The sequence below is a fragment of the Acinetobacter sp. CAU_H_S170_2 genome (assembly GCF_058890445.1).
Map to the genome: position 1 here is coordinate 670367 of NZ_JBZYAE010000001.1, position 25628 is coordinate 695994.

26 protein-coding genes, 6 tRNA genes, 1 other RNA gene, 1 pseudogene and 1 riboswitch are annotated in these 25628 nt (G+C 41.4%); of the genes and pseudogenes, 14 read left to right on the top strand and 20 right to left on the bottom strand.

What is annotated here, in order from left to right:
- The first annotated feature begins 70 nt into the window (after positions 1–70).
- Positions 71–867: pseudogene (locus tag AC5EUN_RS03295) on the top strand (LysR family transcriptional regulator).
- 61 nt (positions 868–928) lie between these two features.
- Here the strand turns inward: AC5EUN_RS03295 and AC5EUN_RS03300 are convergent.
- The 4 genes from AC5EUN_RS03300 to trhO form a co-directional block, all read right to left on the bottom strand.
- A complete protein-coding gene (locus tag AC5EUN_RS03300; protein ID WP_010327317.1) occupies positions 929–1342 on the bottom strand; it encodes an ABZJ_00895 family protein in 414 nt (137 codons plus the stop codon).
- A gap of 18 nt (positions 1343–1360) precedes the next feature.
- Positions 1361–1975 carry a DedA family protein gene (locus AC5EUN_RS03305; RefSeq protein ID WP_026056455.1) on the bottom strand — a complete coding sequence of 205 codons (615 nt, stop codon included), beginning with the start codon at positions 1973–1975 and terminating at the stop codon, positions 1361–1363.
- Positions 1976–2053: 78 nt separating this feature from the next.
- Complete coding sequence (locus AC5EUN_RS03310) at positions 2054–2353, bottom strand: hypothetical protein (protein WP_010327316.1); 300 nt, start codon at positions 2351–2353, stop codon at positions 2054–2056.
- A gap of 214 nt (positions 2354–2567) precedes the next feature.
- Complete coding sequence (trhO, locus tag AC5EUN_RS03315) at positions 2568–3500, bottom strand: oxygen-dependent tRNA uridine(34) hydroxylase TrhO (protein ID WP_010327315.1); 933 nt, start codon at positions 3498–3500, stop codon at positions 2568–2570.
- A gap of 180 nt (positions 3501–3680) precedes the next feature.
- On the opposite strand from trhO, the gene AC5EUN_RS03320 reads away from it, so the two are divergent.
- Together AC5EUN_RS03320 and AC5EUN_RS03325 are read left to right on the top strand one after the other, a co-directional pair.
- Positions 3681–4166: a DUF1289 domain-containing protein gene (locus AC5EUN_RS03320; RefSeq protein WP_010327314.1), complete on the top strand. Its 486-nt coding sequence runs from the start codon at positions 3681–3683 to the stop codon at positions 4164–4166.
- An 81-nt stretch (positions 4167–4247) separates the two neighbouring features.
- Entirely contained in the window at positions 4248–4862 is a 615-nt protein-coding gene (locus tag AC5EUN_RS03325) for a LysE family translocator (protein WP_010327313.1), read from the top strand.
- Between the two features lie 64 nt (positions 4863–4926).
- Here the strand turns inward: AC5EUN_RS03325 and ribB are convergent, their stop codons facing one another.
- Positions 4927–5586 (bottom strand): 3,4-dihydroxy-2-butanone-4-phosphate synthase, encoded by a 660-nt coding sequence (gene ribB / locus AC5EUN_RS03330; RefSeq protein WP_010327312.1) that lies wholly within the window; start codon positions 5584–5586, stop codon positions 4927–4929.
- 105 nt (positions 5587–5691) lie between these two features.
- Positions 5692–5855, bottom strand: a riboswitch (FMN riboswitch).
- Between the two features lie 264 nt (positions 5856–6119).
- Here ribB and AC5EUN_RS03335 point away from each other — a divergent pair.
- Both AC5EUN_RS03335 and AC5EUN_RS03340 read left to right on the top strand, forming a co-directional pair.
- Entirely contained in the window at positions 6120–7904 is a 1785-nt protein-coding gene (locus AC5EUN_RS03335; RefSeq protein WP_493352160.1) for a DUF2157 domain-containing protein, read from the top strand.
- A complete protein-coding gene (locus AC5EUN_RS03340; RefSeq protein ID WP_493352161.1) occupies positions 7901–8503 on the top strand; it encodes a GDYXXLXY domain-containing protein in 603 nt (200 codons plus the stop codon). The genes AC5EUN_RS03335 and AC5EUN_RS03340 overlap by 4 nt, the downstream gene beginning before the upstream one ends.
- A gap of 64 nt (positions 8504–8567) precedes the next feature.
- On the opposite strand, the gene panD is transcribed toward AC5EUN_RS03340, so the two are convergent.
- The 11 genes from panD to AC5EUN_RS03395 form a co-directional block, all read right to left on the bottom strand.
- Positions 8568–8948 (bottom strand): aspartate 1-decarboxylase, encoded by a 381-nt coding sequence (gene panD / locus AC5EUN_RS03345; RefSeq protein WP_004695506.1) that lies wholly within the window; start codon positions 8946–8948, stop codon positions 8568–8570.
- Between the two features lie 143 nt (positions 8949–9091).
- Positions 9092–9673, bottom strand: a complete 582-nt coding sequence (pth, locus tag AC5EUN_RS03350) for an aminoacyl-tRNA hydrolase (RefSeq protein WP_004695508.1) — start codon at positions 9671–9673, stop codon at positions 9092–9094.
- A gap of 18 nt (positions 9674–9691) precedes the next feature.
- Complete coding sequence (rplY, locus tag AC5EUN_RS03355; protein WP_004695511.1) at positions 9692–9988, bottom strand: 50S ribosomal protein L25; 297 nt, start codon at positions 9986–9988, stop codon at positions 9692–9694.
- A 101-nt stretch (positions 9989–10089) separates the two neighbouring features.
- The gene (locus tag AC5EUN_RS03360; RefSeq protein WP_004695513.1) at positions 10090–11043 is read right to left on the bottom strand and encodes a ribose-phosphate pyrophosphokinase; all 954 of its coding nucleotides are present in this window, start codon (positions 11041–11043) and stop codon (positions 10090–10092) included.
- A gap of 36 nt (positions 11044–11079) precedes the next feature.
- Positions 11080–11154, bottom strand: a tRNA-Gln gene (locus AC5EUN_RS03365).
- Between the two features lie 90 nt (positions 11155–11244).
- Positions 11245–11319 (bottom strand) — tRNA-Gln (locus AC5EUN_RS03370).
- A gap of 19 nt (positions 11320–11338) precedes the next feature.
- Positions 11339–11413 (bottom strand) — tRNA-Gln (locus tag AC5EUN_RS03375).
- 28 nt (positions 11414–11441) lie between these two features.
- A tRNA-Gln gene (locus AC5EUN_RS03380) sits at positions 11442–11516 on the bottom strand.
- A gap of 1 nt (position 11517) precedes the next feature.
- Complete coding sequence (ispE, locus tag AC5EUN_RS03385; RefSeq protein ID WP_010327307.1) at positions 11518–12348, bottom strand: 4-(cytidine 5'-diphospho)-2-C-methyl-D-erythritol kinase; 831 nt, start codon at positions 12346–12348, stop codon at positions 11518–11520.
- An 11-nt stretch (positions 12349–12359) separates the two neighbouring features.
- Positions 12360–12941 (bottom strand): lipoprotein insertase outer membrane protein LolB, encoded by a 582-nt coding sequence (lolB, locus tag AC5EUN_RS03390; RefSeq protein ID WP_010327306.1) that lies wholly within the window; start codon positions 12939–12941, stop codon positions 12360–12362.
- Between the two features lie 5 nt (positions 12942–12946).
- Positions 12947–14656, bottom strand: coding sequence for a tetratricopeptide repeat protein (locus tag AC5EUN_RS03395; protein WP_029575087.1), 1710 nt, complete (start codon positions 14654–14656; stop codon positions 12947–12949).
- 78 nt (positions 14657–14734) lie between these two features.
- Between AC5EUN_RS03395 and hemA the strand changes: the two genes are divergently transcribed.
- A complete protein-coding gene (gene hemA, locus AC5EUN_RS03400; RefSeq protein WP_010327304.1) occupies positions 14735–16018 on the top strand; it encodes a glutamyl-tRNA reductase in 1284 nt (427 codons plus the stop codon).
- A gap of 25 nt (positions 16019–16043) precedes the next feature.
- Here hemA and AC5EUN_RS03405 read toward each other — a convergent pair whose 3' ends face one another.
- Both AC5EUN_RS03405 and AC5EUN_RS03410 read right to left on the bottom strand, forming a co-directional pair.
- Positions 16044–17939, bottom strand: a complete 1896-nt coding sequence (locus tag AC5EUN_RS03405; RefSeq protein ID WP_010327303.1) for a DNA primase — start codon at positions 17937–17939, stop codon at positions 16044–16046.
- Between the two features lie 191 nt (positions 17940–18130).
- Positions 18131–19114, bottom strand: a complete 984-nt coding sequence (locus AC5EUN_RS03410) for an outer membrane protein assembly factor BamD (RefSeq protein ID WP_010327302.1) — start codon at positions 19112–19114, stop codon at positions 18131–18133.
- A gap of 71 nt (positions 19115–19185) precedes the next feature.
- On the opposite strand from AC5EUN_RS03410, the gene rluD reads away from it, so the two are divergent.
- From rluD to AC5EUN_RS03425, 3 genes are all read left to right on the top strand, one after another.
- Entirely contained in the window at positions 19186–20238 is a 1053-nt protein-coding gene (rluD, locus tag AC5EUN_RS03415; protein WP_010327301.1) for a 23S rRNA pseudouridine(1911/1915/1917) synthase RluD, read from the top strand.
- A gap of 30 nt (positions 20239–20268) precedes the next feature.
- Positions 20269–21009: a peptidoglycan editing factor PgeF gene (pgeF, locus tag AC5EUN_RS03420; RefSeq protein ID WP_010327300.1), complete on the top strand. Its 741-nt coding sequence runs from the start codon at positions 20269–20271 to the stop codon at positions 21007–21009.
- Between the two features lie 106 nt (positions 21010–21115).
- Positions 21116–21682, top strand: coding sequence for a flavodoxin family protein (locus AC5EUN_RS03425; RefSeq protein WP_004695530.1), 567 nt, complete (start codon positions 21116–21118; stop codon positions 21680–21682).
- A gap of 41 nt (positions 21683–21723) precedes the next feature.
- On the opposite strand, the gene smpB is transcribed toward AC5EUN_RS03425, so the two are convergent.
- A complete protein-coding gene (smpB, locus tag AC5EUN_RS03430; protein ID WP_004695532.1) occupies positions 21724–22200 on the bottom strand; it encodes an SsrA-binding protein SmpB in 477 nt (158 codons plus the stop codon).
- A gap of 141 nt (positions 22201–22341) precedes the next feature.
- On the opposite strand from smpB, the gene coaD reads away from it, so the two are divergent.
- The 4 genes from coaD to AC5EUN_RS03450 all read left to right on the top strand — a co-directional run bounded on the left by coaD (position 22342) and on the right by AC5EUN_RS03450 (position 23652).
- Complete coding sequence (coaD, locus tag AC5EUN_RS03435; RefSeq protein ID WP_004695534.1) at positions 22342–22833, top strand: pantetheine-phosphate adenylyltransferase; 492 nt, start codon at positions 22342–22344, stop codon at positions 22831–22833.
- A 1-nt stretch (position 22834) separates the two neighbouring features.
- Positions 22835–23098 (top strand): YfhL family 4Fe-4S dicluster ferredoxin, encoded by a 264-nt coding sequence (locus AC5EUN_RS03440; protein ID WP_004695536.1) that lies wholly within the window; start codon positions 22835–22837, stop codon positions 23096–23098.
- A 26-nt stretch (positions 23099–23124) separates the two neighbouring features.
- An RNA gene (gene rnpB / locus AC5EUN_RS03445) (RNase P RNA component class A) lies at positions 23125–23502 on the top strand.
- A gap of 73 nt (positions 23503–23575) precedes the next feature.
- A tRNA-Met gene (locus tag AC5EUN_RS03450) sits at positions 23576–23652 on the top strand.
- Between the two features lie 52 nt (positions 23653–23704).
- Here the strand turns inward: AC5EUN_RS03450 and AC5EUN_RS03455 are convergent.
- Positions 23705–24697 (bottom strand): RDD family protein, encoded by a 993-nt coding sequence (locus AC5EUN_RS03455; protein WP_010327298.1) that lies wholly within the window; start codon positions 24695–24697, stop codon positions 23705–23707.
- Between the two features lie 791 nt (positions 24698–25488).
- Here AC5EUN_RS03455 and AC5EUN_RS03460 point away from each other — a divergent pair.
- A tRNA-Met gene (locus AC5EUN_RS03460) sits at positions 25489–25565 on the top strand.
- Positions 25566–25628: the final 63 nt, after the last annotated feature.

The window sequence follows — 25628 nt, forward strand, 5'->3', positions numbered from 1 at the left end:
TTATATATTTTTCATATATTTGCTATAGTGAAAATCGATTTTAATTCTTTCCTTTTGATGAGTTTTTGGAATGATTGAGCGCTTATCACTGAATTCTCTTAACTTTTTTTATTATGTTGCCCTCTATGACAGTGTAACCATCGCTGCTGAAAAACTCTTTGTCACTCAAGGGGCGGTCAGTAAGCAGTTAAAAAATTTGGAAGAGGCGCTGGGACGTCGTTTATTTATTCGCGACGGCAAAAAGTTACAGCTGACGGGGGATGGTCTAACACTGTTTGATTGTTGTGAGCAGGTCTTTCCTCAGATTGACCAATGTCTCGTACAGATGGCAAAAGAAAAGAAGAATGAGAAGAAGAGCTTAATCTTATCCTGTGAGCCGACCATCGCCATGAAATGGCTGATTCCGCGTTTAGTTCAATTTAAGCTACGTTATCCTGAGATTGACATCAGTTTGTTAACAGCGGGTGGAGAAGCGGATTTTAAAGCGCAAAACATCGACTTGGCCTTAAGGCGCAATGATTTTGACTGGGGCAAGGCCATTTATAGCGAAAAAATAGCAGATGAGCATATGGTATATGTATCGCGTCATAAGCATTTAGCGCCGATGACTCAGTTGTTTTGTGCATAGAGGCCTCTTTAGAAGGGTTGGGGGCAACAGTGGTTTCAGCTTATATGGTTGAAAAAGAGCTCGATTTTCAAATGTTAGATATGCTTACCCCGATTGTGCAAGATGGCTCCGCTTATTATTTACTTTCCGCATCTCCTTTTGAGGATGATCCGCATAAAGTCATTTTTAAGGATTGGTTGATTGAAGAAATGAGAGCTAGCCAAACAAAGTTAATGGCACTTTCCGCTCAAAAGCACTAATCACGTGCGCATGTGATCGCTATCTATCGAGCATAAAAAACACCTCAAACGAGGTGCTTTTTTATGGCAACTTTTTAAAACAATAGTCTGCGTACCAACCATAGGCAATATGAAAAATAGCGCCATGAATCGCGACCATACACAGCATAACGACAGCGGTAAGTCCAATGCCGGCATTATCGACTGATTTCATAATGGCTTCAGCATTGGGATTCATCAGCACTAAAAACAGCACAAAGAAACTACCGACGATAATTGCGACAGCACTTGAACTCCAAACCAGTTGTATTTTTTCATGATTATTTGGAACACGGTGTTCTTTTTTTACGAAGTGTCTGACACTAATCAGTGCACAAGCCACTAAGGTCGGAATTAAGGTTAAACCGCCAAGGTTTAAACCAAAGACCAGTACGGTGATTAACAGCACCAAAGCAATGCTATATACCGCCGCAAAATGCAGTAAATAGTGTTTCATGTATTTCCCCAAAATAAATTAGCTGCGTGTTTTACGCAAATGCCTGCGATATAAAAACCAAAGGATAATCACAGCGACAATGGCAATAATGACATAACCGACTTTGCTAAAAATTTGATGCATCAGTGCTTGGTTTTCACCAAAGTAATAACCGACTGTTGCTAAAAATGTTGTCCAAATAATTGTGCCGAGTCCACTATAAAACATGAACTTCCAAAAGGGCATACGGCTCATCCCCGCAGGGATGCTAATCAGTGAACGTACCGCAGGAATCATACGACCAAAAAATACAATACGGTGACCATACTGCTCAAACCAATCTAAGGATTTTTTCACATCGGCGGATTTGATAAATAGATATTTACCATAGCGGTCGACCCATCTGAAAATGTACTCTTGTTTAAATTGATAGCCGATCCAATACAGCACTGCTGCGGCAAAGAGTGAACCAATACATCCTGCAATAATGACCCCAATTAAAACCAACTCGCCTTGTGATGCGGCATAACCTGCCGAAGGCATGATAATTTCAGAAGGAATGGGCGGAAAAACATTATCAAGAAACATGAGTAAGGCTATTCCCCAATAACCCAATTGTTCCATGACGGAGATGATCCATGCAGTGAGGTTCATATAGACCATAAAAATAAATGCGATAAGTTATCTTAAGGACTTATCGCATGTGGGTAAAGAATTGAAATGTATTGTTTTCTATTCATCGAAACGGGTATGGGTTAGCGTGTGAATATAGACTTTACGTAAGCTATAGGCCAGCGCAACTGGGATTAAGCTGAGCAATGTATAATTTAAAAGATTTGAGCTTAGATGGTAACCAATGCCGAGCGCGATACTTGAACCAATCAACATGCCCAAAACCACGATAAATAAATGCGTGCGCTGTTCAAGCTTGGCTTTGATTTGGTTGAAGCTGGTACTGTGATATTGCTCGATACGGTTTGCTGCGGCATTGCGAATCAGTGTGCGATGGCGTGGCATGATTATTTTATGCATGGCAATCATCCTATTTTCGTCGTTTAGGCATGTCATTTTTATTGTTATGTGGAGACCTTCAGGACACCACTTTAGCTTATTATTTATACAGTATGACTCAGATTGAGTTCAATGTTGTGACAAAATTGTTAAATATTTTTAAAAAATGCGAACTGCATAAAAGAATAAGCCCTCAAATGAGGGCTTATTCTTGACTTAAATCATCTGAATGATTTTAAAGGCGTTTACGTTTAGCCGCAGCAATTTGTGACTGGCGCATACGGAAGCCTTCTTTTTGTTTTTCTGTGGTGTTGTCGATACAGTATTTGCATGACACACCATGTTCATAGCTAGCTTCTTCTGCTTCAGCAGGAAGAAGTGGCCAACCACAAGCATGACACTTAATGTTAAGGCCTTCTTCAACACCATGAGTGACTGCAGTACGGCCATCAAAAACGAAACATTCACCTTCCCACATACTTTGTTCAGCAGGGGTTTCTTCTAAGTATTTTAAGATGCCGCCTTTTAAGTGATAAACCTCGTTGAAACCTTCTTGAAGGAGAAGAGAGGTCGATTTTTCACAGCGGATACCACCTGTACAGAACATCGCAATTTTTTTATCTTTGTGCTGTTCAAGGTTTTGTTTAACGTATTCTGGAAATTCGCGGAAGCTTTCTGTTTTCGGGTCAATAGCACCTTTAAATGTTCCAGCTTTGTATTCATAGTCATTACGGGTATCAATCAAAATGACGTCATCACGAGCAATCAGGTCATTCCATTCTTTCGGGTCAAGGTAGTGACCGACTAAATCACGTGGCTTTACTTCAACGCCTAAAGTCACGATCTCTTTTTTAAGTTTAATCTTCATTTTACGAAATGGTTTGTCTGCACTGTCAGACTCTTTGTATTCCATTTCGTTAAAACCTTCATTCAGAAGGAATTGATGAATCATATCGATCGCGGCACGATCGCCTGCAACCGTACCATTAATGCCTTCGCCCGCTACAATCAGAGTACCACATAGGTTGATGGTTTTTACCAAGTCTAAAAGACGTTGTTGAAGATCAGCAGGATCTTGAACTTCTTTGAATTGATAAAGTGCGGCAACAACCCAACCAGTCGTCGCTTGCTGTTCTACAGGTGCAAGCTGTTCTACAGTAGCGTTCATGGAGTACTCCAATGTATTTTGATAGATAATTTTAAGGCGCACATTTTACATGGAATTGAATCAAGATGCGAGATAAGTAAACATTTTAAATGGCTTCTCAAGTGGTAGGTGAGCGTGTATATTCAGTTGCCAAAGACAAAATCCGTTTTGTTTTGGTGCGTTTATTAACAGGAGTATGTTTTGAGTACAGATCGTCGAATTGCCTCTTTGACCCCATGTGCAGGGCGTTGTTCAACGGTATTTGGTGATTCTGTGTGTCGTGGTTGTCGTCGCTTTAATCATGAAGTGATTCAGTGGAATACCTACACGGCTGAGCAGCATAGCTCAGTCTGGCAGCGTTTAGATGCGCAACTCGATCAAATTTTAGTCCCAATGTTGCCTTTTGCAGATGTACAGCAGGTGGAAGCGTTTGTTTTGTCTAAACGAGTGCGTTTACGCTCAGATGCATCAAAAGGACGCAAGCTATACCACGCATTAAAAGTGTGTGAAAAGAATAAAAACTTGAGTGAAGAAAGTGGTTTAGGCATCCTAGCCGAACAAGTCAAACCGATTTGGCAAGAATTTGAGCATCGTGTGCTTGCACTGGCGACCGCCAGTTATGACTTGGCATTTTTACGCGCCGACGTGATTCGACAACATCTTATCCAGACTGTAGAAGATGAGTAAGCTCTCTTTGTTTTTGCGTCAAAAATAATATGCGGTTATTGCAATAGTTGCCCAGTGTAACTGGGGGAAAGGGTTTTTTAGATGGTCAATGTATTTGAGCTGATGCTGTACTGCATGGCCGTGGTGGTCATGATTGCAACACCTGGCCCAGTGATGTTGTTGGTTGCCAGTGCAGGTCTAAAAGGTGGATATAAACAAGCCTTAAAAACCATTTTTGGGACGAATTTAGCCTCTTTGGTTCTCATTGTACTATCTGTGCTCATCTTAAAAGGCTTTTTAAACATTGCAGAGCATTGGTTAAATGCGATTAAGATTTTAGGCTGCGTATATATTGCTTATCTTGGCTTTCAAATTTTAAAAGAAGCCATTGTACAAGAAACAGAAACATCACCTGTGCAACTAAAGGCGGTGCAGGGGGGCTTTAAGCAAGGTTTTTTGGTGGGTATTTCGAATCCGAAGGATATTATTTTCTTTGCTTCATTTTTCCCACAATTCATTGGGGTAACCAGTGATGTTGATGTCAGCCTTGTACTATTGACCATTCTCTGGATTATTCTAGACTTCAGCACGTTGTCTTTGGTTTATTTGGGTTTTAATAAACTATCGCAGTCCGCTTTGTACAATAAGTTATTAAGCGTTTGTGGTGCGATATTGGTCAGTATTGCGCTCTATGGTATTTATACTGTGTTTGTTTGATGCTGATGGTATTGCATAAAAAAAGCCTCCAATATGGAGGCTTTTTTGATCGGGAGCCTGAAAATTAAACTCCGTGTTTAATGCGATATTGCGCCAATTCTTCAATGGTGATCACCGTCAACTGATGCGTTTGCGCATATGCCAACACTTGAATGCCAGAGGCCATAGTCCCATCGGCATTAGTCAGTTCACACAAGACACCTGCCGGCTTCAAGCCTGCTAAACGAGCTAAATCGATGGTCCCTTCGGTATGACCGCGACGGGTGAGCACACCGCCTTGGCGTGCACGAAGAGGGAAGACATGACCAGGGCGATTTAAGTCGCTGGCAACAGCCCCATCTTTAATTGCTGCTTTGACTGTGGTGGTACGATCTTGCGCAGACACACCTGTGGTCACGCCAGTTGCAGCTTCAATGGTCACCGTGAATGCAGTTTTAAACTGACTTGAGTTATCTGACACCATAGGCACAAGCTCTAAGTGATCGGCCAGTTCATCGGTCAGACATAAACATACAATACCAGAACCATCACGAATCATACGTGCCATTGTTTCGACGGTGAGGGTTTCAGCAGCCACAATGAGGTCGGCTTCGTTTTCACGGTCAAAGTCATCCATCACCAAAACGGGTTTGCCTTGGCGGATATCTTCTAAAGCTTGTTGAATACGTTGTTCAGCTGGAGAAAGGGCTGAAAAGAAAATTTCGGGTTGAATCAAACTAGACATTGAAACGCTCGCGTAAAATTGAAGTACGGTTGAACATTTCAGGACTTTGAAAAATTGGCGTAGCAATAAATCCTCATAGGTTTGCACCTGCGATTCTATTGGTCACGTCGTCTTCTTTCATCCGGACTATACCGTCGGCTTTGGAATTGAACCAAATCTGCGAGCCAAATAGATGATTTCTGCTTGGCTGGCTCGTGGGCTGATTCAGTCTGAGTCATTCAAACTGAACTTACCACCGGTGGGGAATTGCACCCCGCCCTGAAGCGATGTAAGCCCATTATAGTGCTAAATATTTAGAAAAACAGGGGGAGTTTTAGAATGATCAGTTTTATACATAGAACAATTTTTGCTATAGCGTTGTTTATGTTATTGGTTTGCTAAAGACCAACACTCTCTATGTATGATTTCACTTAGTATGAGTTTAATGTTCAAAAATGAATATCTGAGAAAAACCATAAACATGAATAAGAAGTTTTTCTATAGTTTGAATGGTTTGAAATGATCAAGATAAAAATAAGAGTGAGGAGTTAGAATTGATCAAAATTCAACAATATGATTACCCTTGGAGTGCTGAATCCTTCATAAAGCATCTGCAAGTTTTTGGTTTTACCCTCATCGCGATCAGTATATTGTATTTGGTTGCCGCCAATTGGTTTATGTTGCCACACAATATTCAGCTGGCTATTCCCCAGTTGTTATTATTCCTCAGTGCGGTTTGCAGTTTGTGGCTGACAAAACATGATTTTCTAGTGCAGTGTTTACATAGTATCTGTGGTTTGATGATTGGTTTAATTCTGGCTGTGTTTGGTCAAATTTATCAAACGGGTGCTGACAGCTATTTATTATTTTTACTTTGGTCTGTGCTGCTTTTACCGTGGTTATATCGCCCGAATATCGGGATGTTTTTCCTTTTATGTATTACCAGCCAGTTGGCGTTGTTTCTGTTTTTTATCCAAACCTTTTGGGGGGATCAATATCCAGATCTCTTTTTAATCAGTATTCATGTATTTGCGCTGATTCAATTCTATTTCTGCAATAAATATTATTCGAAACTTCGTTATTTATTCTTGCTGTGGTTTGCCGTTCTCTCGATTTGGCATATGGCGATGTATCTTTATGCGGATAAAAGCATTCTTTATTTCATCGTGTCTTTTATCTTGTTGGGCATTTCACTGGTTTACTATTATCAAAATAAAGATCAGTTGTGTAGTGCACTTTCAGCCGTTGGCTTGGGCATTAGCTTTACCTTGATCATTGTGAAGGCGGTGACGGAGTGGTTTGGTCAGAATGAAATTGTTGAATTATTTTTTATCGCACTGATTATTTTTGCGTGGTTTGCTTTCATCACTTACATGTTGATTAAATTTATTCCACATAGTCGGTTCAACGCTATTCCCCTTGCTGTGGGAGCTTGGATTGCGGGCATCGTCTTTGCTACGTTAATGCTGACCTTTTGGGGAAATTTCTCTTTGCTTATGGGCGTTGTCTTTGTGGCTTTGGCGGCTTACTTATTGAAAGCTAAACAAAGTTTGTTTTTAAGACAATTTGCTTATTGTCTCTGGGTTGCAGGACAAATTGCGGTGATTTTTCACACCGTTGATTTAATGAATCACATTCTTCCTATTCTATTTTTACAATTGGCGATGCTAGCACTCGCTTATTTTATGCGAACACATTGGTTCTTTGTTTTTGTTCAAGTTTTGGGTTTATATGCAGCAGGTGTAGCGTGTATTTGGGATATTAATGCATATCTCAGTTGGCGTAATATTGTTGAAAATTTTGTCTATTTAGCACTTTGGAATTATGTTTTTTATTTGGGAATTCTGGCCATAAAATTCATACAGCCAACTGAATATCAACGCAGTTTATTGCTTGCGGCACTTGGCATTATTCTATTTTCTATGGGTTTTTATACTTTATTTGGGAAATACGAATTAGCGAAAATTGAGCACATTCCGATATTGACTTTTGGCTTACCGATTTTATGGTTTGTACTGTTTGTCTTTTTACATATTCAAAACCAGTTTCATTTATTTGCGCATTTTATTTTGACTGCTTTTGCAACTGGGCTAATTTATTATGGTTATTTCGATATTTTTATTTGTTTGGCCATCATTTCATGGGCATTAAAAACACAAGATAAAGTGATCTATGGATTTGCGCTGGCAACTTTCGCTGTAATTTTAGGGTTTTTATATTATTCCCTCGATGTAACTTTTTTGATTAAAAGTTTAAGCATGTTACTGTCAGGTCTGATGTTGCTCTTGCTGACCTTGAGCTTGATGCTATTTAAGCAAAAAGAGGAGTTCGGCATATGAAGAAAATGACTCCTCTTGCTTTGGCATTACTCAGCATCGCGGTATTTCTAGGCTTAATTTTTAAAAATGAATGGCACTTAAATAATAGTCAAACCATGTATGTGCGTTTGCAACCTGTAGACCCGCGTTCGATTATTCAGGGGGATTATATGGCGCTGAATTATCAACTTTATTTTGCGCCTCAACATTTGAGTCCAGAAAGCACCAGCCAAGCAAACATCAATCAAGAAGATCAGATTTTTTCAGGTCATTATTTTGATGAAGTGATTAAGAACAAATCTTCGGTGCTCACTTATGTTGAACTCGATTCACAGAGGCGCGTGATACATAGCTATTTTGAGTTGCCGAAAAATGTTCGTACAGCCCGACTGATTTTACAAAACCCGAATAATCGATATAGCGAGCTTTATCCTGCGTCGAGAAGTTTTTTGTTTGCAGAAGGTTTAGCGGATTGTTATCAGCAGGCAGAATATGCTGAGTTTAAAGTCGATGAGCAGGGCAGTGCGATACTCATGGCATTGAAAGGTGATCAGCTACAAGATTTAGGCTGTGAGAGCAAACGAGATTGGTTGAGCGGGTTTCGTGCTACTCAGAATTGATACAATTGCATTATTCTGCTCATAAAAAAATCCGCACGCAGCGGATTTTTTTAATCTATTGGGCTTAAGCCACTTGGACTGGAATACAGTTTGCCATGTGACTTACAGTATTGTCTGGATTTGCATAAACTAAACGTGGTTTATGTGCATTTGCTTCAGCTTCTGTAAAATCACCAAATGTCGCAATAATCATTAAATCGCCTACATCGGCCTGATGTGCTGCACCACCATTGACTGAAATGATGCCAGAACCTTCTTCGCCACGAATTGCATAGGTACTGAAACGCTTACCATTAGTCACGTTCCACATGTGAATTTCTTCATATTCGCGGATACCGGCTAAATCCAATAAAAGACCATCGATTGCACATGAACCTTCATAATGAAGTTCAGCTTGGGTAACAACACAACGGTGGATTTTTGCTTTTAATAAACGAGATAGCATGGCTAGCGTCTCCTGAGTGGACCTAAGATCGTTATCTTATGGTTGAATCAATCTGAACTTGCTGGATAAGCAATCAGGCAAGCGCATTTTGCCTTTAAAATGACAGTATGGCAAGCAGCATGGTTCAACATTTTTTTGACTAATCAGTTTGGTTTGTAAGCATTGATTTGATTCATGGCAGGCTGAATCTCACCATTCACCAGCATTTTAGTGCGAGCCAATGCGTGATGGATTGCGTCATCCATTAAATTTTGTTCATTGCTTGGTGCTTTGCTTAAGACATGTCCTGAAACACGTTCTTTTGAACCGGGGTGACCAATACCAATGCGTAAGCGATGGAAGTTTGGACCGATATGAGGGACTATGTCACGTAAACCATTATGACCACCATGACCACCACCTGTTTTTAGGCGAATGACACCAGGGTTCATATCCAGTTCATCGTGAGCAATCAGTATTGCTTCTGGAGCAATATTGTAGAATTTTGCGAAGGGAACAACACTTTTACCAACAAGGTTCATAAAGGTTGTGGGTAATAGCAGACGGACGTCTTGACCTTCGATATTACCACGCCCACTCATTCCATTGAATTTTGGGTCTTTTTTAAGCGTAATGCCATATTGTTCTGCAAGGCGTTCAACAAACCAAAAGCCTGCATTATGGCGGGTTTGGGCATACTCAGAACCTGGGTTGCCCAAACCAACAATCAGTGAAATATTTGACACTAATTACACCAATAACACTTATGCGCGAACGAAGTCAGCGTGCATAGGCGTGTTTTTAGCTGGGTGACGTTGTAACGCTTTGATTTTAACGCTTTCAACTTTGTCGCCAACTTTGATTTCAACAACTTCTTCGAAGAAAGCGTTGTTTTCTAAAGCTTTAACAAGCTCACGAAGTTCTAAAGTAACAGCTACAGGTTCAGCAGCACCACCGTAGATGATAGCTGGAACTTGAGCAGCGTGACGAAGGCGGCGGCTCGCACCTTTCCCTTGGTTAGCTGCTTCACGCGCTTGAGCGTTTAATACGAAGTTTGCCATGATAGACATCCTTAATTTAAGTTTTAAATAAACTAGATCTGCGACCGACCTAGTGAGACAAAGCCCTGCACTGGGCAGGGCTTTTAAAATTCAGCGCTATATTATAGATAAGAATCAAACATTGCACTAATAGATTCTTCGTTGTTAATACGACGAATTGTTTCAGCAACCATACTCGCAACTGAAACTTGGCGAATCTTACCAAGAGCTTGAGCTTCTTCAGAAAGAGGAATGGTGTCTGTAACAACCAATTCATCAATCACAGAGTTTTTCAAGTTTTCGATAGCTTTACCTGATAAAACAGGGTGAGTTGCATAAGCAACCACTTTGCGCGCACCAAATGTTTTCAATGCATCAGCAGCTTTACATAACGTACCTGCAGTATCCACCATGTCATCTACGATGACGCAGTCACGGCCTTTAACATCACCAATCAAGTGCATGACTTGTGATTCGTTTGCCTTTTGACGACGTTTGTCGATGATAGCAAGGTCAATATCGCCCATTTGTTTAGCAACAGCACGTGCACGAACGACACCGCCAACGTCAGGAGAAACCACCATGAGGTTATCATGTGATTGTTGACGAAGGTCAGCTAAAAGCGCTGGTGTACCGTAGATGTTGTCTACAGGGATATCGAAGAAACCTTGGATTTGGTCAGCGTGAAGGTCGATCATTACCACACGATCAATTCCTACAGTTGTCAGCATATCTGCGACAACTTTTGCAGTAATTGGAACACGTGATGAACGAGGACGACGGTCTTGACGCGCATAACCGAAATAAGGAATCACTGCGGTAATACGACCAGCACTTGCACGACGCAAAGCATCAGCCATAACGAGGATTTCCATCAGGTTATCATTCGTTGGGGCACAAGTAGGTTGTACGATAAATACGTCTTTACCACGAACATTTTCAGTAATTTCGACAGCAATTTCACCGTCAGAAAATTGACCAATAGATGCAGCACCTAAAGGGATGTGCAAGTGGCTTACGACTTTTTGGGCGAATTGTGGATGTGCAGATCCACTAAAAACGACAAGATTGGGCATGAAGCACCCTTGGCGGTTGGCAATTTAGGAATTAGATGGCAGGGGTAGCTGGATTCGAACCAACGGATGCCGATATCAAAAACCGGTGCCTTACCACTTGGCGATACCCCTAATGCGGCAGAACTTTAATATTTTTGCGTCATTCTGTCAAGGTAAATTAACAGTAGAACAGCAAAGTGTTGCTCTGTCTTTTTTGGAAAATGGCAGGGGTAGCTGGATTCGAACCAACGGATGCCGATATCAAAAACCGGTGCCTTACCACTTGGCGATACCCCTAAATTTGATTACTGTAAAATGGCAGGGGTAGCTGGATTCGAACCAACGGATGCCGATATCAAAAACCGGTGCCTTACCACTTGGCGATACCCCTAGTACAGTCATCTACAGGTGAAATAAAATGGCAGGGGTAGCTGGATTCGAACCAACGGATGCCGATATCAAAAACCGGTGCCTTACCACTTGGCGATACCCCTATCAGGTAACGTGGAAATGTCTTATTGGTGATTCATTCAAGCTGTTGACCAAGTAAGCTTTACATGGTGCATTTGCAAGAACATCATCAATGTTCATATCACTCGTTACTTCAGCAAAAACACAAGCACCTGTACCTGTAAGTTTTGCAACACCGAACTGGTCGAGATATTGCATCGCTTCATCTACTTCTGGATATAAACTTCTTGCCAAAGGCTCAAAATTATTTCCAAAATCAGATGGCTTTAACTGATAGGCGCAAAATTTAGAGCTCTTCGTGTTTCTTGTCAATGTTTTTTGTGAAAAAAGCAATTGAGTGCTGATAAAACAATCAGGTTTTAACACAATGTATTGTTTTTGATCTAAGTCTATGAATGTTAAGTGCTCACCTATGCCTTCAGCCCAAGCATTGCGACCATGGACAAAGATGGGAACGTCTGCGCCTAACTGAACACCCAAGTCTGCTAATTGCTCAGTATTTAGCCCGCACTGCCACAGTTGATTGACTACGATTAATGTCGTTGCAGCATCCGATGAACCACCACCTAAGCCTGCACCCATCGGAATATTTTTTTCAAGACGAATGGATAAACCGGTGGCTGTTTGTGCATACGGCTTAAGTATCTGCGTCGCCTTATAAATCAAATTTTGACTCAAATCGACACTGTTTAAGCCTTCAATATGAATTTCTTGATCTGTACGGAGCTCAAACTCTAACCAATCACACAGATCGATCAACTGGAAAATACTTTGCAGTTCGTGGTAGCCGTTTTCACGACGACCCGTAATGTGTAAAAACAAATTCAGTTTTGATGGGGCAGGGACACGGATCATAACGAGATAAACTAGCGGTTTTGAATGACCATTGTAATACGGTTTTCTGCACCATTTTCAAGTGCTTGTTTTAAAATCAACCGATTTGGCATATGGGCTTGTTCGTTATAGCTCAGCTCAACGCTCCAACCATCTTCAATGATCTTTACCGCTCGTTTGGCACTGTCACGTTGGATTTGTGCTTGAACTGTTGCAGGTTTGGCTTGAACCCAATTGACTAAATGGGTGATGGGTGCCTGCCAACCTGTTGCTGTTTTTAAAAGTTCTTCAGGAGTTTCAGCTTGGATGAGGCCAGTTTTAGCACTATTCAGGCTAACTTCACCTGGACGACCAGTAATTTGCGTTTTACCAACGCCTAAAATTCCACTGAGCTCAATATCAAACTCTTGTTGCTGTTGTACCCATGTGAAAAAAGCACTGCCTGTCTGTTCAGGCGTACGCACCCCAATTTTACCCTGTAAGCTAAATTGTTGATCAGATTCGGTTTGTATAGTGTTTGGATCAAGCTGTGGTTTAGTAAATTGTTGACAGCCTGTTAGTGCTAAGCTACTTGCAGCAAGTAAGCTTAAGCTCAGATTTGAGAAAATACGCATAAAAACTATGAGCTCTTTTTCAGTTGTTGGGGTAACAATAAAGTATTGAGTTGATCCAATTGAGGATCATTTGGGTGTTTTTGTTTGAGTTGTTGTAACACAGTGGAGAATTTTTGCAGATCACCGAGCATATAAACTGAACGCGCATAACGCACGCCAATATTGACACTACCACTGATGAGGTAGGCTTTTTCTAAGACTTTGGCTGACGTGCTAAAGTCATTTTGTAAGTAACAAATAAAGCCCAAGGTGTCTAAGATGGAGGCTTGTTCAGGGGCATATTCTAAAGCATGTTCAACAAATCTACGTGCATCATCTAAGCGTCTGTTTTGCAAGGCTAAAGTATATGCATAAGCATTGAGATAGGTTGGGCTATTGGGCTCGATACTTAACAGTTGGTTTAGCAACTTTTCAAGTTTGTCTTTATCCGTATGTGGATCCAACATTAGCACTTCAGAATAGATCAGTTCAGGATCATCCGGTAAGTTCTTAATCGCCTCATCTAACAGTCGCATGGCTGCGGCTTTGTTATTCATGCGCTTTAAAATATCGGCTTGCGCCTGATACAAAAAACTTGCATGTTGTGGATAGTTCACCCGTTCTTGGGTTAAAAAGCGCAAAGCATCATTGGGTTTGTTTTGCTGAGTATAGATACTGATGAGGCTACGACGTGATACGGTATACAGACTACCATCGACTAGACGATAGTAGGCCTTGGCTGTTTCAAAATGCTGTTTTCGTTCAGCATTCACTGCTAGATAGTAATAGGCTTCATTTTGATATTCGGCTGAATTACGTAGTTCAACCAGATATTTTTCCGCTTTTTCGTACTTTTTTAAGTCAATACTGGTTAACCCCGCAATAAACAAGGCTTCTTCTTGGTTAGGCCATTTTTTAATCAGGCTCTCAAGCTTGGTTAAGGCCTCATTCGACGCATTAATTTTAATCAGATATTTGGCTTCGGCTAAACGGACATCGACATTGTCACGGTGTTTACGACTCGATTTTGCATACCAATTACGGGTTTCTTCTTCTTGACCGAGTGCGCTGAGTAAGTTGGCTTTCATCAGGATGTAGCCTGTGACTTTTCCGCGCTTTTTTAGGGCTTTATTGATGGTGGTTAGGGCTTGGTCAAGCTGGCCATTTTGCGCCTCTAAACCTGCAATCAATGCCAAAATAGAGGGATTGTTCCGCTCCTTACTTGAACGTAGTGCTTGGATGAGAATTTCTTGATCTTCAGGTTCTTCAGGGGCAATCCCCGCAAGGATTTGCTCTAAATCAGCATTGGCATCAATGTTGAGAATTTTATCGAGTGTTTCAGCTGCAAGTTCATATTCATGTGCTTTGAGTGCAATGTGAGATAAATAAAATAAGGCTGGAACATCGGTAGGCTCTTGCACCACCCAATGCGTTGCAATGTCGAGTGCGGCATGCAAGTCATTTTGTTCAAGGGCAATATTTAAAGCGCGCTGTTTAATGGTGGTGGAATTACTTTTAATCGCCAACACAGTATAGTTATGCAGGGCAGTCGCGCTGTCTTGATAAGCCAGTGCAAATTCGGCAATCATACTTTGTTGAATTGCATCATAATTAGATAGCGAAAAATCTCCAGCTGCTCTAAGATGAGCACTAGATGCCATGCTACCGACGAGTAAGAATGTGGTAGAATATTGCTTAATTCTCGCGCCGCTCAGTCGGCAATGTGTTTGACGCAATTTTTCTTGATCCAAGTAATGCTTTTTATGACACCGTTATTGCACAATAGCATAAATTTAGCGAAATGATGATCTGATATGTCTTTCTTTGCATTGGGTGTCAACCATCAAACCGCCTCCGTAGAATTGCGTGAGCAAATTGCATTTAACCCTGAAAAGTTAACACAACTGCTTGAGCAACAAGGCCAAAACCAAGACTTAAATGAAATGGTAGTGGTCTCTACGTGTAACAGAACAGAAGTGTATGCCATGTCTGAAAACTCAGATATGGTATTAAACTGGCTCGCCCAAGCAAATGGCATAGATGTTAAACAATTGTTGAATCATGTATACCGTTATGAAAATGCGCAGGCTGTCACTCACTTAATGCGTGTTGCAAGCGGTTTAGATTCACTCATGCTTGGTGAACCGCAAATTTTGGGGCAGGTTAAATCAGCACTATCTCTAGCGAAGACGGCTCATACTGTTTCTCCTCATTTAAACCGAATTTTTGAATATGCTTTCTATGCGGCGAAACGCGTCCGCTCTGAAACGGCTGTGGGTAGTCATGCTGTATCGATGGGTTACGCGGTGGCTCAGCTTGCATTACAAGTGTTTAGTAAGCCTGAAAAGTTGACAGTCATGGTGGTCGCTGCGGGCGAAATGAATAGCTTAGTGGCGAAGCATTTGGCTGAAATGGGCGTCGCAAAAATCCTCATTTGTAACCGTACCCGTGAACGGGCTGAAACTTTGGCTCAAGAAATAGCCCATCGTGTAGATGTGGAAATCATTGAGTTTGATCAGTTGGCTAATAACTTAGCGCGTGCAGATGTCATTTCCAGTTGTACCGGTAGTTTACATCAAGTGATTCATTATCCAGATGTAAAAGCTGCCTTAAAAAAGCGTCGTTATCAACAAATGTTGATGGTCGATTTGGCTGTTCCGCGTGATATCGACCCGAAAGTGGAAAGTTTGGATGGCGTCTATTTATATGGCGTAGATGACTTGCAGTCGGTGATTGATGAAAACCTTGCTCAACGTCGTCAGGCGGCGGTTGAAGCTGAGGTGATGGTCAACCAACTAGCAACGGAGTTGGTGACCCAGCAGAAGGTTAATCTCGCAGGTGAAACCATCCATGCTTACCGTCAGCAAGGTGAACACTTAAGACAAGAAGAACTAGATCTAGCGCTGGCACGGATTGCGAAAGGAGAAAAACCGGAGCGGGTGATGCAAGAGTTTGCACATCGTTTGACGCAGAAGTTGCTACATCCGACCTCGATTATGCTGCGTGAAGCAGCCAAATCAGAAGATCCGAGTCATTTTGAACAAATGCAAACATGTTTAAATGAGACTTTTACTAAACGTCGTAAAACTAAAAAGTAAATCTAAATACAAAAATGCAATAGGTTTAAGTAATCAGTCTTAAGCCTATTTTTTTGGTCAGTTCAAAGAGTTTATGTTTTAAATTTCGTGTCTCAATTAATGAATTTGGGGCTTTAAGTTTAAGTTTTAAATATTTTTCTTCAAGCGAAAGAGCATATTCACTGGCCAGTTTATCCGCCAGTTCTGGTGTTTTAGTTAGTTCTTCAATATTGGTACGCTGCATAATATCGGCAATCGCGTTGGCATAACGGCTACATGCACCCAAAACATAATAGGTTGCCAGTTCTTGGTCGTCGGGTAAATCATCAAAGATGCCATCTAAGACTTGTAGCACATGCGCTAAAAGTTCATCTTCAGGTAAATAGGCGCGTAGAGTTTCAAAGTGAATATACAAAAACGGATGATGGATCAGAACGGCGAGGGCGAAGTCTTCATCTTTGGTGCGAATATTAAAAGACAACGAGGCATCGTTGCTGACTTGAGGTGTCCAGCGACGACCAAAACCAAGCTTTTCTTTGAAGGATTGATTTAGCAAATAACGGAAAGAGCCCGTTTTCGGCAATAAGTCCGTCAGTTGGCGCAACTCACTCATGACCTGACTTTTACCTTCAGGGCTACTAATGTCATGGTTCTGCGTCAGATGTGCAAAAACAAAATCTGACAGTAGTGGGGCCTGTTGGAGCAGTTTATTAAAGTTTTCAATACCTTCGCGACGAATCATTGAGTCAGGGTCATGATCATTTGGCAGCACAAAGAACTTCAGCTCACGACCATCATTGAGTAACGGTAATGCAATTTCTAAAGTACGGCGTGCTGCTTTTTGTCCAGCCACGTCACCATCGAAGGCAATGGTAATCCGGTTGTTTTGTTTAAACAGAATATTTAAGTGTTCGGTGTTACTGGCAGTTCCCAAGGTCGCCACAGCACCTGCAATGCCATACTGCTGTAGTGCAATCACATCCATATAGCCTTCGACCATTAGGCAGTCTTGGGCTTTTTGTTTACGACCTTCATATAAACCATAAAGCAATTGGTTTTTATGAAATACCTCAGAGTCTGGCGAGTTGATGTATTTGGGCTTAATTTCGTCATTTAGAGCACGACCACCGAATCCCACCACACGACCTTTGGCATCACGAATCGGAAATATGACGCGATCCCGTAACAAGTCAAAGTCACGACCGTTGTCGCTGGTACGAATCAATCCGAGTAGCTTTAAGCCTTCGATATCTTGCGGGAAGGCTTTTTCTAAGTGTTGCCAGTCCTCAGGTGCATAACCTAAACGCCAATATGCAATGGTATCTCGGCTGAGTCCACGTTGCTTAAAGTACTGCTGAGCAGAGCGACTATGCGGTAGTTGCTGCTCATAGTATTGCGCAATATTTTCTAACAGGTCGTATAAGTTGCCTTCTTGAACGGGGGCAGTGTTGAAGCCCTCGAAAGTATCAAAATCAGCATAACCCTCTTGGTAGTCCATGGACTGAAATTCAGCAAAAGGATCATGCTCAATTTGAAACTCAGGTTGTACCAGAGCTGGCTCAGTTTTCTTGGCTTCTGCGACATCGACCTGTGGTTTTTGGACAGGTTTAGCTTCTCGCTTATACACCAGTTTTTTCGAGTCACGGTTGTCTTTTGGAAGTTCGATGCCTGTTTGACTCGACAAATCCTTCATCACATCAATAAAGCTACGACTGTCGATGTCCATTAAAAAACGAATGGCATTACCATTGGCCTGACAACCAAAACAGTGGAAATACTGTTTGTCACGATACACGTGAAAAGATGGTGATTTTTCTTGATGGAACGGACAACAGCCTGAATAGGTGCGACCTGACTTTTTAAGTTTCACACGTTGACCAATCAGGTCGACAATGTCGGTCCGATCTAAAATTTGGTCAATGGTGTGTTGAGGAATAGCCATGTCGAATCGTCAGTCGCTGATGTTTTGAACCGTGAAAAGAAGCAGAGATGGAGGTTTTAAAATGCAAAAAACCATCGAATCTAGATTGTTTTGTATACCTTTTAAGCGTTTTGATCAAGCGGAAATCGCACAAAACAAAAGGGCAAGTATGATAACTTGCCCTTTCTAAAATAGCGAATATTTCAGAGGAATTATTCGGTTTCAGTATTGATGTTTTGCTGTGTTTCAGGACGATCGAGTAGACCGAAACTGATACGGTTGGTAAAGCTGCGCTCTGTTGTTTGTTTCGGCTGTTCGATTGTTTCTTCAGAACTGTTTTGTTCTTCGCGACCAAACACACCTAAAGTCGCGCGGTTGACCCAACTTGCTTCTTTACGTGCAGCGCGTAAGTTCACTTCACCATTCGATTTCACTAAATTTGGATAATTTAGTTTCAAGACATCGGTATATTGTTGCGCAGTTTGCTTGTCGCCCAATTGGTCATACGAATAAGCAACAGTTGCTAAAGCTTCAGGCACTTGAGGGCTTTGTGGATAATGTTCAATCACCCATTGCGCACGCTCTAGTGCTGCGACCCATGCTTTACGTTTGATATTAAAACGTGCCGCATTCATTTCGCTTTCAGCCAACTCATTGCTGATAAACTTCATGCGCTGTGCGGCATCAACCGCATAAGTGCTTGAAGGGTAACGACGAATAAAGTCTACGAAGTTTTGATATGCCACTTTAAGATAGCTCACATCGCGATGTGCTTGCTTTAAAGAAGTATAACGAATCAAACCATCATAGTTTTGTTCCATATTGGCTACGCCACGGACATAGTAGGCATAGTCCACGTTTGGATGCTGAGGGTTCAAACGAATGAAACGATCAGCCAGTGCAATCGCACCTTCATAATCTTTCTGCTGAAACTTCACATAGAGCAGCTCTAGTTGAGCTTGTTGCGCATATTCACCTGTAGGGTAATAGGTATCTAATGCTTCTAAGTGTTTTGCAGCGTCGGTATATTGACCACTTTGCAGTGCTTTTTCTGCTTTTTGAATATAAACCTGTTCACTCGATTGTGGACCGGTATCTACCACTTCTTTCTTGGGATTGCTGCTACAGCCTACCATTGCAGATGCAATGCCAATCGTTAGAGCAAGCATTGTCATTTTATAATGTGGTAGCGACATAAAAATTCCTCTGTTAATACGGGCAATGAGCTACAATTGCGCTATTAAATCACTTTTATTTGAATGATCAAATGGCTCAAGCACAATCTTCCGATCCAAATTTCCCTGAAACCGATTTCAATTTACTTGAAGATTCTGAGGATGCAGATAACCATACTTCAAGCTCTACTGCAACACGTTTATCGTTGCAATTTCAATTGGATGAAACTTATCTCGGACAACGTATAGACCAAGTTGCAGCAACGATTTGGAGCGACTTTTCGCGTGAAAAACTCAAACAGTGGCTAAAAGAAGGCCATTTGTTGGTAAATGGTAACAGTGTCAAACCCAAATATAAATGTGAAGGATTTGAACTGTTAACCCTTGAAGTTGAGTTAGAAGCCCAAACTCGTAGTCTGCCTGAAGACATTCCGCTGGATATTGTCTATGAAGATGAGGACATTATTGTCGTTAATAAACCTGTTGGGATGGTGGTTCACCCAGGTGCGGGCAATTCATCGGGTACGTTGGTAAATGCATTATTGCATCACTATCCAAAATCGGCAGAACTGACCCGTGCGGGTTTGGTACATCGTATTGATAAAGATACGTCAGGCTTGTTGGTCGTTGCGAAAAATTTAGAAGCGCAATTTTCACTGAGTAAGCAATTGGCGAAAAAAACGGTTTACCGTGTTTATGACCTGATTGTGTATGGCAATGTGATTGCGGGTGGCACGGTGGATGAACCGATTAAACGTCACCCTGTAGATCGTGTCAAAATGGCGGTATTGCCGGGCGGTAAAGATGCTGTAACACACTACAACGTGAAAGAACGCTTCCAACATTTCACCCGCATCCAAGCTCGTCTTGAAACTGGACGTACGCATCAGATTCGTGTGCATTTTAGTTATATTGGTTTTGGTTTAGTTGGCGATCCTGTGTATATGCCGCGTGTGCGCGTGCCCGCAGGTGCAACAGAACTTTTAGATGAGACTTTACGTGGTTTCAGACGCCAAGCCTTGCATGCAGCAGAGCTCGGTTTGAAACACCCTCGTACAGGTGATGAAATGTTGTTTAAAGCGCCGTGGCCAGCAGACTTGGCGACCTTGGTCGATGTACTCCGTACGGAAAACAAAGCCTACTAAGTTATAGCTGAATCATCATAAGGACAGTATATGCAATTTGTTCAAGGACTTCCGGCAGGTGTTTTTGTGGGGCAAACCCGTGTGCATCATGATCGTGCTTTAGAAACCACTCAAACTGAACTGCAAGGCTTTAATTTGGCTTTGCACGTACAGGATGATGCCGCACGTGTGCAACAGCATCGCATGATCTTGCTCGAAGAGTTTGCGGGCTATGGGGTCGATAAAATCACATGGATGACGCAAACCCACAGCACCATTTGCCGTGTAGTGAATGAGCAAATTGACTTTGATGCTCAAGAAGGGGATGGTTTGGTGACGCAGCGCCCGAAGCATGCCCTGATGATGATGACAGCCGATTGTTTGCCAGTGGTTGTAGGCAATGCAGATGGAACTGAAGTAGCCAATTTGCATGCAGGTTGGCGTGGGTTGGCGCATGGCATTATTGAAAATACCATTGCCAGCATGAACACTCAGCCGACATGGGCTTGGTTGGGTGCGGCCATTAGTCAACCTTGTTTTGAAATTGGGGCGGAAGTAAAAGAAGCTTTTTGTTCAAAGTATGCTGAGCTTGAGTCTGCATTTCAAACTGGTGCGCAAGCTGGAAAATATTATGCTGACTTATATGCGATCGCAAAATTCATTCTAAAACAGCACGGTGTTGAGGTAGTCTCTGGTGGTGATCAGTGTTCATTTAGCCAGTCGGATGAGTACTTCTCTTATCGACGTCATGCCAAAACTGGGCGTATGGGGACATTCGTGTTTATGCAATAGTTAGGCTTTTGATGAAGTGCTTGGCTGTTTTAATCCTTGCACTTACTCCCCACTCAGCGAGTGGAAGTGTTAAACTTAACTCAATTCTTTGGTCTTAAAAATTTCCATGTCTGTACCTGATCTTGTTTCTGCTACACCTGTTCATGTGTGTGTGGTTTATCATAGCGCCTATGGTCATACGGCGAAAGTCGCTCAGTATATTGCACAAGGTGCAGAGCAGGCGGGTGCTGATGTGCATTTAATTTCTGTTGCTGCAGTGCAGTGGGACTTGTTAGATCAGGCCGATATTATTGTGATGGGTTGCCCAACGTATATGGGCAGTCTTACAGCAGCGCTTAAGCAGTTTATGGAAGATTCCTCTAAGCGCTGGTTAGCACGGGCTTGGCAAGGAAAACTGGCTGCAGGCTTTACCAATGGTGGGGGCTTAAGTGGCGATAAACTGGCGGTATTACAGCAGATTAATTTATTTGCTATGCAGCATGGTATGTTGTGGGCTGGTTTACCGTTTATGCCGACGGGACGTAGCCAACACGATATTAATCGGATGTCGAGCTTTTTAGGTTTGATGACTCAGTCAGACAACGCTAGTATTGAAATAACCCCACCTGAAGGTGACTTGGAAACTGCTCGAAAGTTTGGAAAATATTTGGTTGAGCTAAAAGCTGACTATTAACAGTTCTGATAATAAAAAACCTCCACATGGGAGGTTTTTTATTATTTATGCATAATACGGGCTTTATCACGTTGCCAGTCACGGTCTTTTTCCGTGGCACGTTTGTCATGCAGCTGTTTGCCTTTCACTAAAGCGATTTCTAATTTCGCACGTGGTCCTTTCCAATAAGCAACAAGTGGAACACACGAATAACCTTTTTGATTCACTGCGCCGAGTAGCTTATCCAGTTCACGACGGTTCAACAGTAACTTACGGGTACGGGTCGCTTCAGGAACAATGTGCGTAGATGCACTGAGTAAAGGCTGAATTTGAGCACCGAACAGGAAAGCTTCACCATTTTTAAAGGTGATATAACTCTCAGACAGCGTCATACGACCTGCACGTAATGATTTCACTTCCCAGCCTTGCAGTGACAGGCCAGCTTCAAATTTTTCTTCAATAAAATAGTCGTGACGTGCACGTTTATTCTGTGCAATCGTCCCGCTGGTATTTTTTTTAACTACAGTTGCTTTCGCCATAATCAATTACTTCCAACAATGTACCTATTGTGCCTTAAAGCATGGTTAAGGTGAAGTTTTTTCAAATTTATAGAGTTTCTTCACCTATAAAACAAGTTTTTGCTAAAATATGGCTCTACAAAATCAACAGAGTAAAAATGGATGTCTAAAACTCGCGTCATTTACCCGGGGACTTTTGATCCAATTACCAATGGTCATATTGATTTGGTTACACGTGCATCACGTATGTTTGATGAAGTGGTGGTAGCCATTGCCATTGGTCATCATAAAAACCCTCTCTTTAGTTTAGAAGAGCGTGTGAGCTTGGCCAAAGCATCATTAAGCCATCTTGATAATGTTGAGTTTGTAGGTTTTGATGGTTTGTTGGTGAACTTCTTCCGTGAACAAAAAGCAACGGCTGTACTGCGAGGATTGCGTGCAGTGTCTGACTTTGAATACGAGTTCCAGTTAGCCAATATGAACCGTCAACTTGATTCACACTTTGAGGCGGTATTTTTAACGCCGTCAGAACAGTATTCATTTATTTCATCGACATTGATTCGTGAAATAGCACGTTTAAAAGGTGATGTGACGAAGTTTGTACCACAAGCGGTGGTTGCTGCTTTTGAACGTAAACATCAACAAGGTTGGTAATGTGTCTTTATATATAACCGATGAATGCATCAATTGTGATGTTTGTGAACCTGTGTGCCCCAATGAAGCCATTTTCATGGGGGAATTGATTTATGAAATCAATCCAGACTTATGCACAGAGTGTATCGGACATTATGATAAACCCCAGTGCCAATTGTTCTGTCCAGTGGATTGTATTCCGCTAGATCCTAATCATGCGGAAACTGAGGATGAGCTCATGGATAAATATAAAAAACTAATTGCTCAAAAAAGCGCAAGCAATTAAGTCTAAAATTTGATACTATGCGCCTCGAAGTGAGCCAGACGATCGCTGCTGTGGAGATCTCCGTGATTGAAGCAGGGGAGGAAAGTCCGGGCTTCATAGGGCAAGGTGCCAGGTAACGCCTGGGCGGCGTGAGCCGACGGAAAGTGCAGCAGAGAGTAGACCGCCTTCATTATGGTTTCGAGCAATCGAAATCGGAGGTAAGGGTGAAAGGGTGCGGTAAGAGCGCACCGCATGGCTGGTAACAGTTCATGGCATGGTAAACCCCACCGGAAGCAAGACCAAATAGGGATCCTTTAGGCATGGCCCATGCTGGATCCGGGTAGGTCGCTTGAGCGTATGAGTGATTGTACGCCTAGAGGAATGATCGTTCTCGACAGAACCCGGCTTATCGGCTCACTTCAACAAATTTTGATCAATTAAGCGCGCAAGGTACTTGACGTACTGGTGAGAAAACCACATAATGCGCGCACAGTTTACGGCTATGTAGCTCAGTTGGTTAGAGCACCGCACTCATAATGCGGGGGTCACAAGTTCAAGTCTCGTCATAGCCACCATTTTTATAGACCACGTTCCAAAACGTGGTCTTTTTTTGTCCTTATTTTGGGCTTAATACCCACCTCCAATTTGCGTTTGTTGTTGTGAAGAAACTTCCTGAGCAGTAATTTTCTGCTGATCATCTGTTTCAATTAAATAGGTGGAAGAACGTTTTTTTGAAATTAACCCAAATTGATAGCGAGCGGTGAGTTGAACATAATTTTCTAGATATTTTGCACGATGACGTGGTTCTAATTTGAAAATATATTGTGCAAATTCTTCAGCATAACTTGGATTATTGAGTAAATTAGGATCGGTAATCGTGGCTAAATAATAATGTTGAGTTGGATTTATACCTTCCTCATTTTTAGGAAGGATGAGATAACCATAATCAAATTGGCTTAATTCCTTAAATTTTAGATTTTGTAAAGAAATAGGAATATAGTCTTGGTCACTTGTAATACTGTTCCAAACTTGTAACCCTGAAAAAATGAAAACTAAAATAGTTACGATGTAAAAATGTACATTCCATGTTGTAGAAATAGTCTTAGGTTCAACCCCATTTTTTATGACAATTGTGTGTGCTAGATAGTCGTGAATAGAGCGGCGATTTTTCCGATTAAAAATATATAAATAAATTATAGAAATCAGTAAGCTACCTAAAAGTATCGTAAAGATGCTATTCAATACTGGGTGAAAAAGTAGCGTAAAAGACATTAAGCAGAAAGGGGCATATAAAATTGCCGAGCGTAGAAATGAGGCGGATAGGCTGAGATACTGCTGATCTAGTTTGACGACTTTAATGGATTGAAGAATTTTGCCGATTGTTTGTCCATTATTGTTAACGCTGTTGCAATAAGTAAAGTATAGAATAACGAAAAGATAACCAATTAATGTTATGAGTATAGGGTATTCATAAGGAAATTTACCTAATAGGCTAGAGATAATGTTACAGAAAGCACCGATGAGCAAAGCATCAATGATAAATGCGAAGCTCCTACGCCAAAAGCCTGCAATATAAGGTTGTGTATCAGGTGATACATCATTTTCAATTGTATTATCCAAAATAATGACTCATGCTGTTATAAAATTATTGGTTTTGATGTTAAAAGTAATCAGTGATTAAAGTTTTAAGCACTTTATTAAATAGTGAGCTGTTTTACAGAATTGTAGAGATGAAATCAATAATTCGAAGAGATTCTTTTTATTTATATTGAGTTGATACTTCTGTGATTTTAATCCTTGGAAGCTATTTTGGATCTGCATATAGGCAGTACATTATTCTGCAAAAATTTATTTTTTTAGCCTGTAATTTTATTCTTTGTTCAGTTTAGTTGCGCATAGCATTTAGCATTTAGCATTTAGCATTTAGCATTTAGCATTTAGCATTTAGCATTTAGCATTTAGCATTTAGCATTTAGCATTTAGCATTTAGCATTTAGCATTTAGCATTTAGCATTGCAATTTCAAGTTGCTTATATGGTGATCTTTTTGAACATGATATAAGCGTTGTTGGGCTTTGCTGAGCTATGCCATGCATCGTTTTTTGTTACATGTTCTATAAGTGTTGATTGATGATTCATTTGGCAACATTCATGTAAGCGTGATTATAATTGACCAAGGCTGGACTCACGAGCTGGCATGCACTTAGTGCTGTTAAGAGTGTAGTAATAAGCAAGGATTTGATCTGCTTAAGGATAGTTTCCTTTATATATTTAGCTATTGTGCCCGATGTTTTTTACTAAATATGTATTAATTTTAAACATTTAATTATCAGTTGTTTAAATGCTGATCATTGGGATGGGGTAGGGCTTGACGGGTGTTTAATATGTATAGATAATGCCCCCACAGTTTACGGCTATGTAGCTCAGTTGGTTAGAGCACCGCACTCATAATGCGGGGGTCACAAGTTCAAGTCTCGTCATAGCCACCATTTTTAAAGACCAAGCTCTCAGCTTGGTCTCTTTTTTTGTGCGTAAAAAATAGATTTGAATAT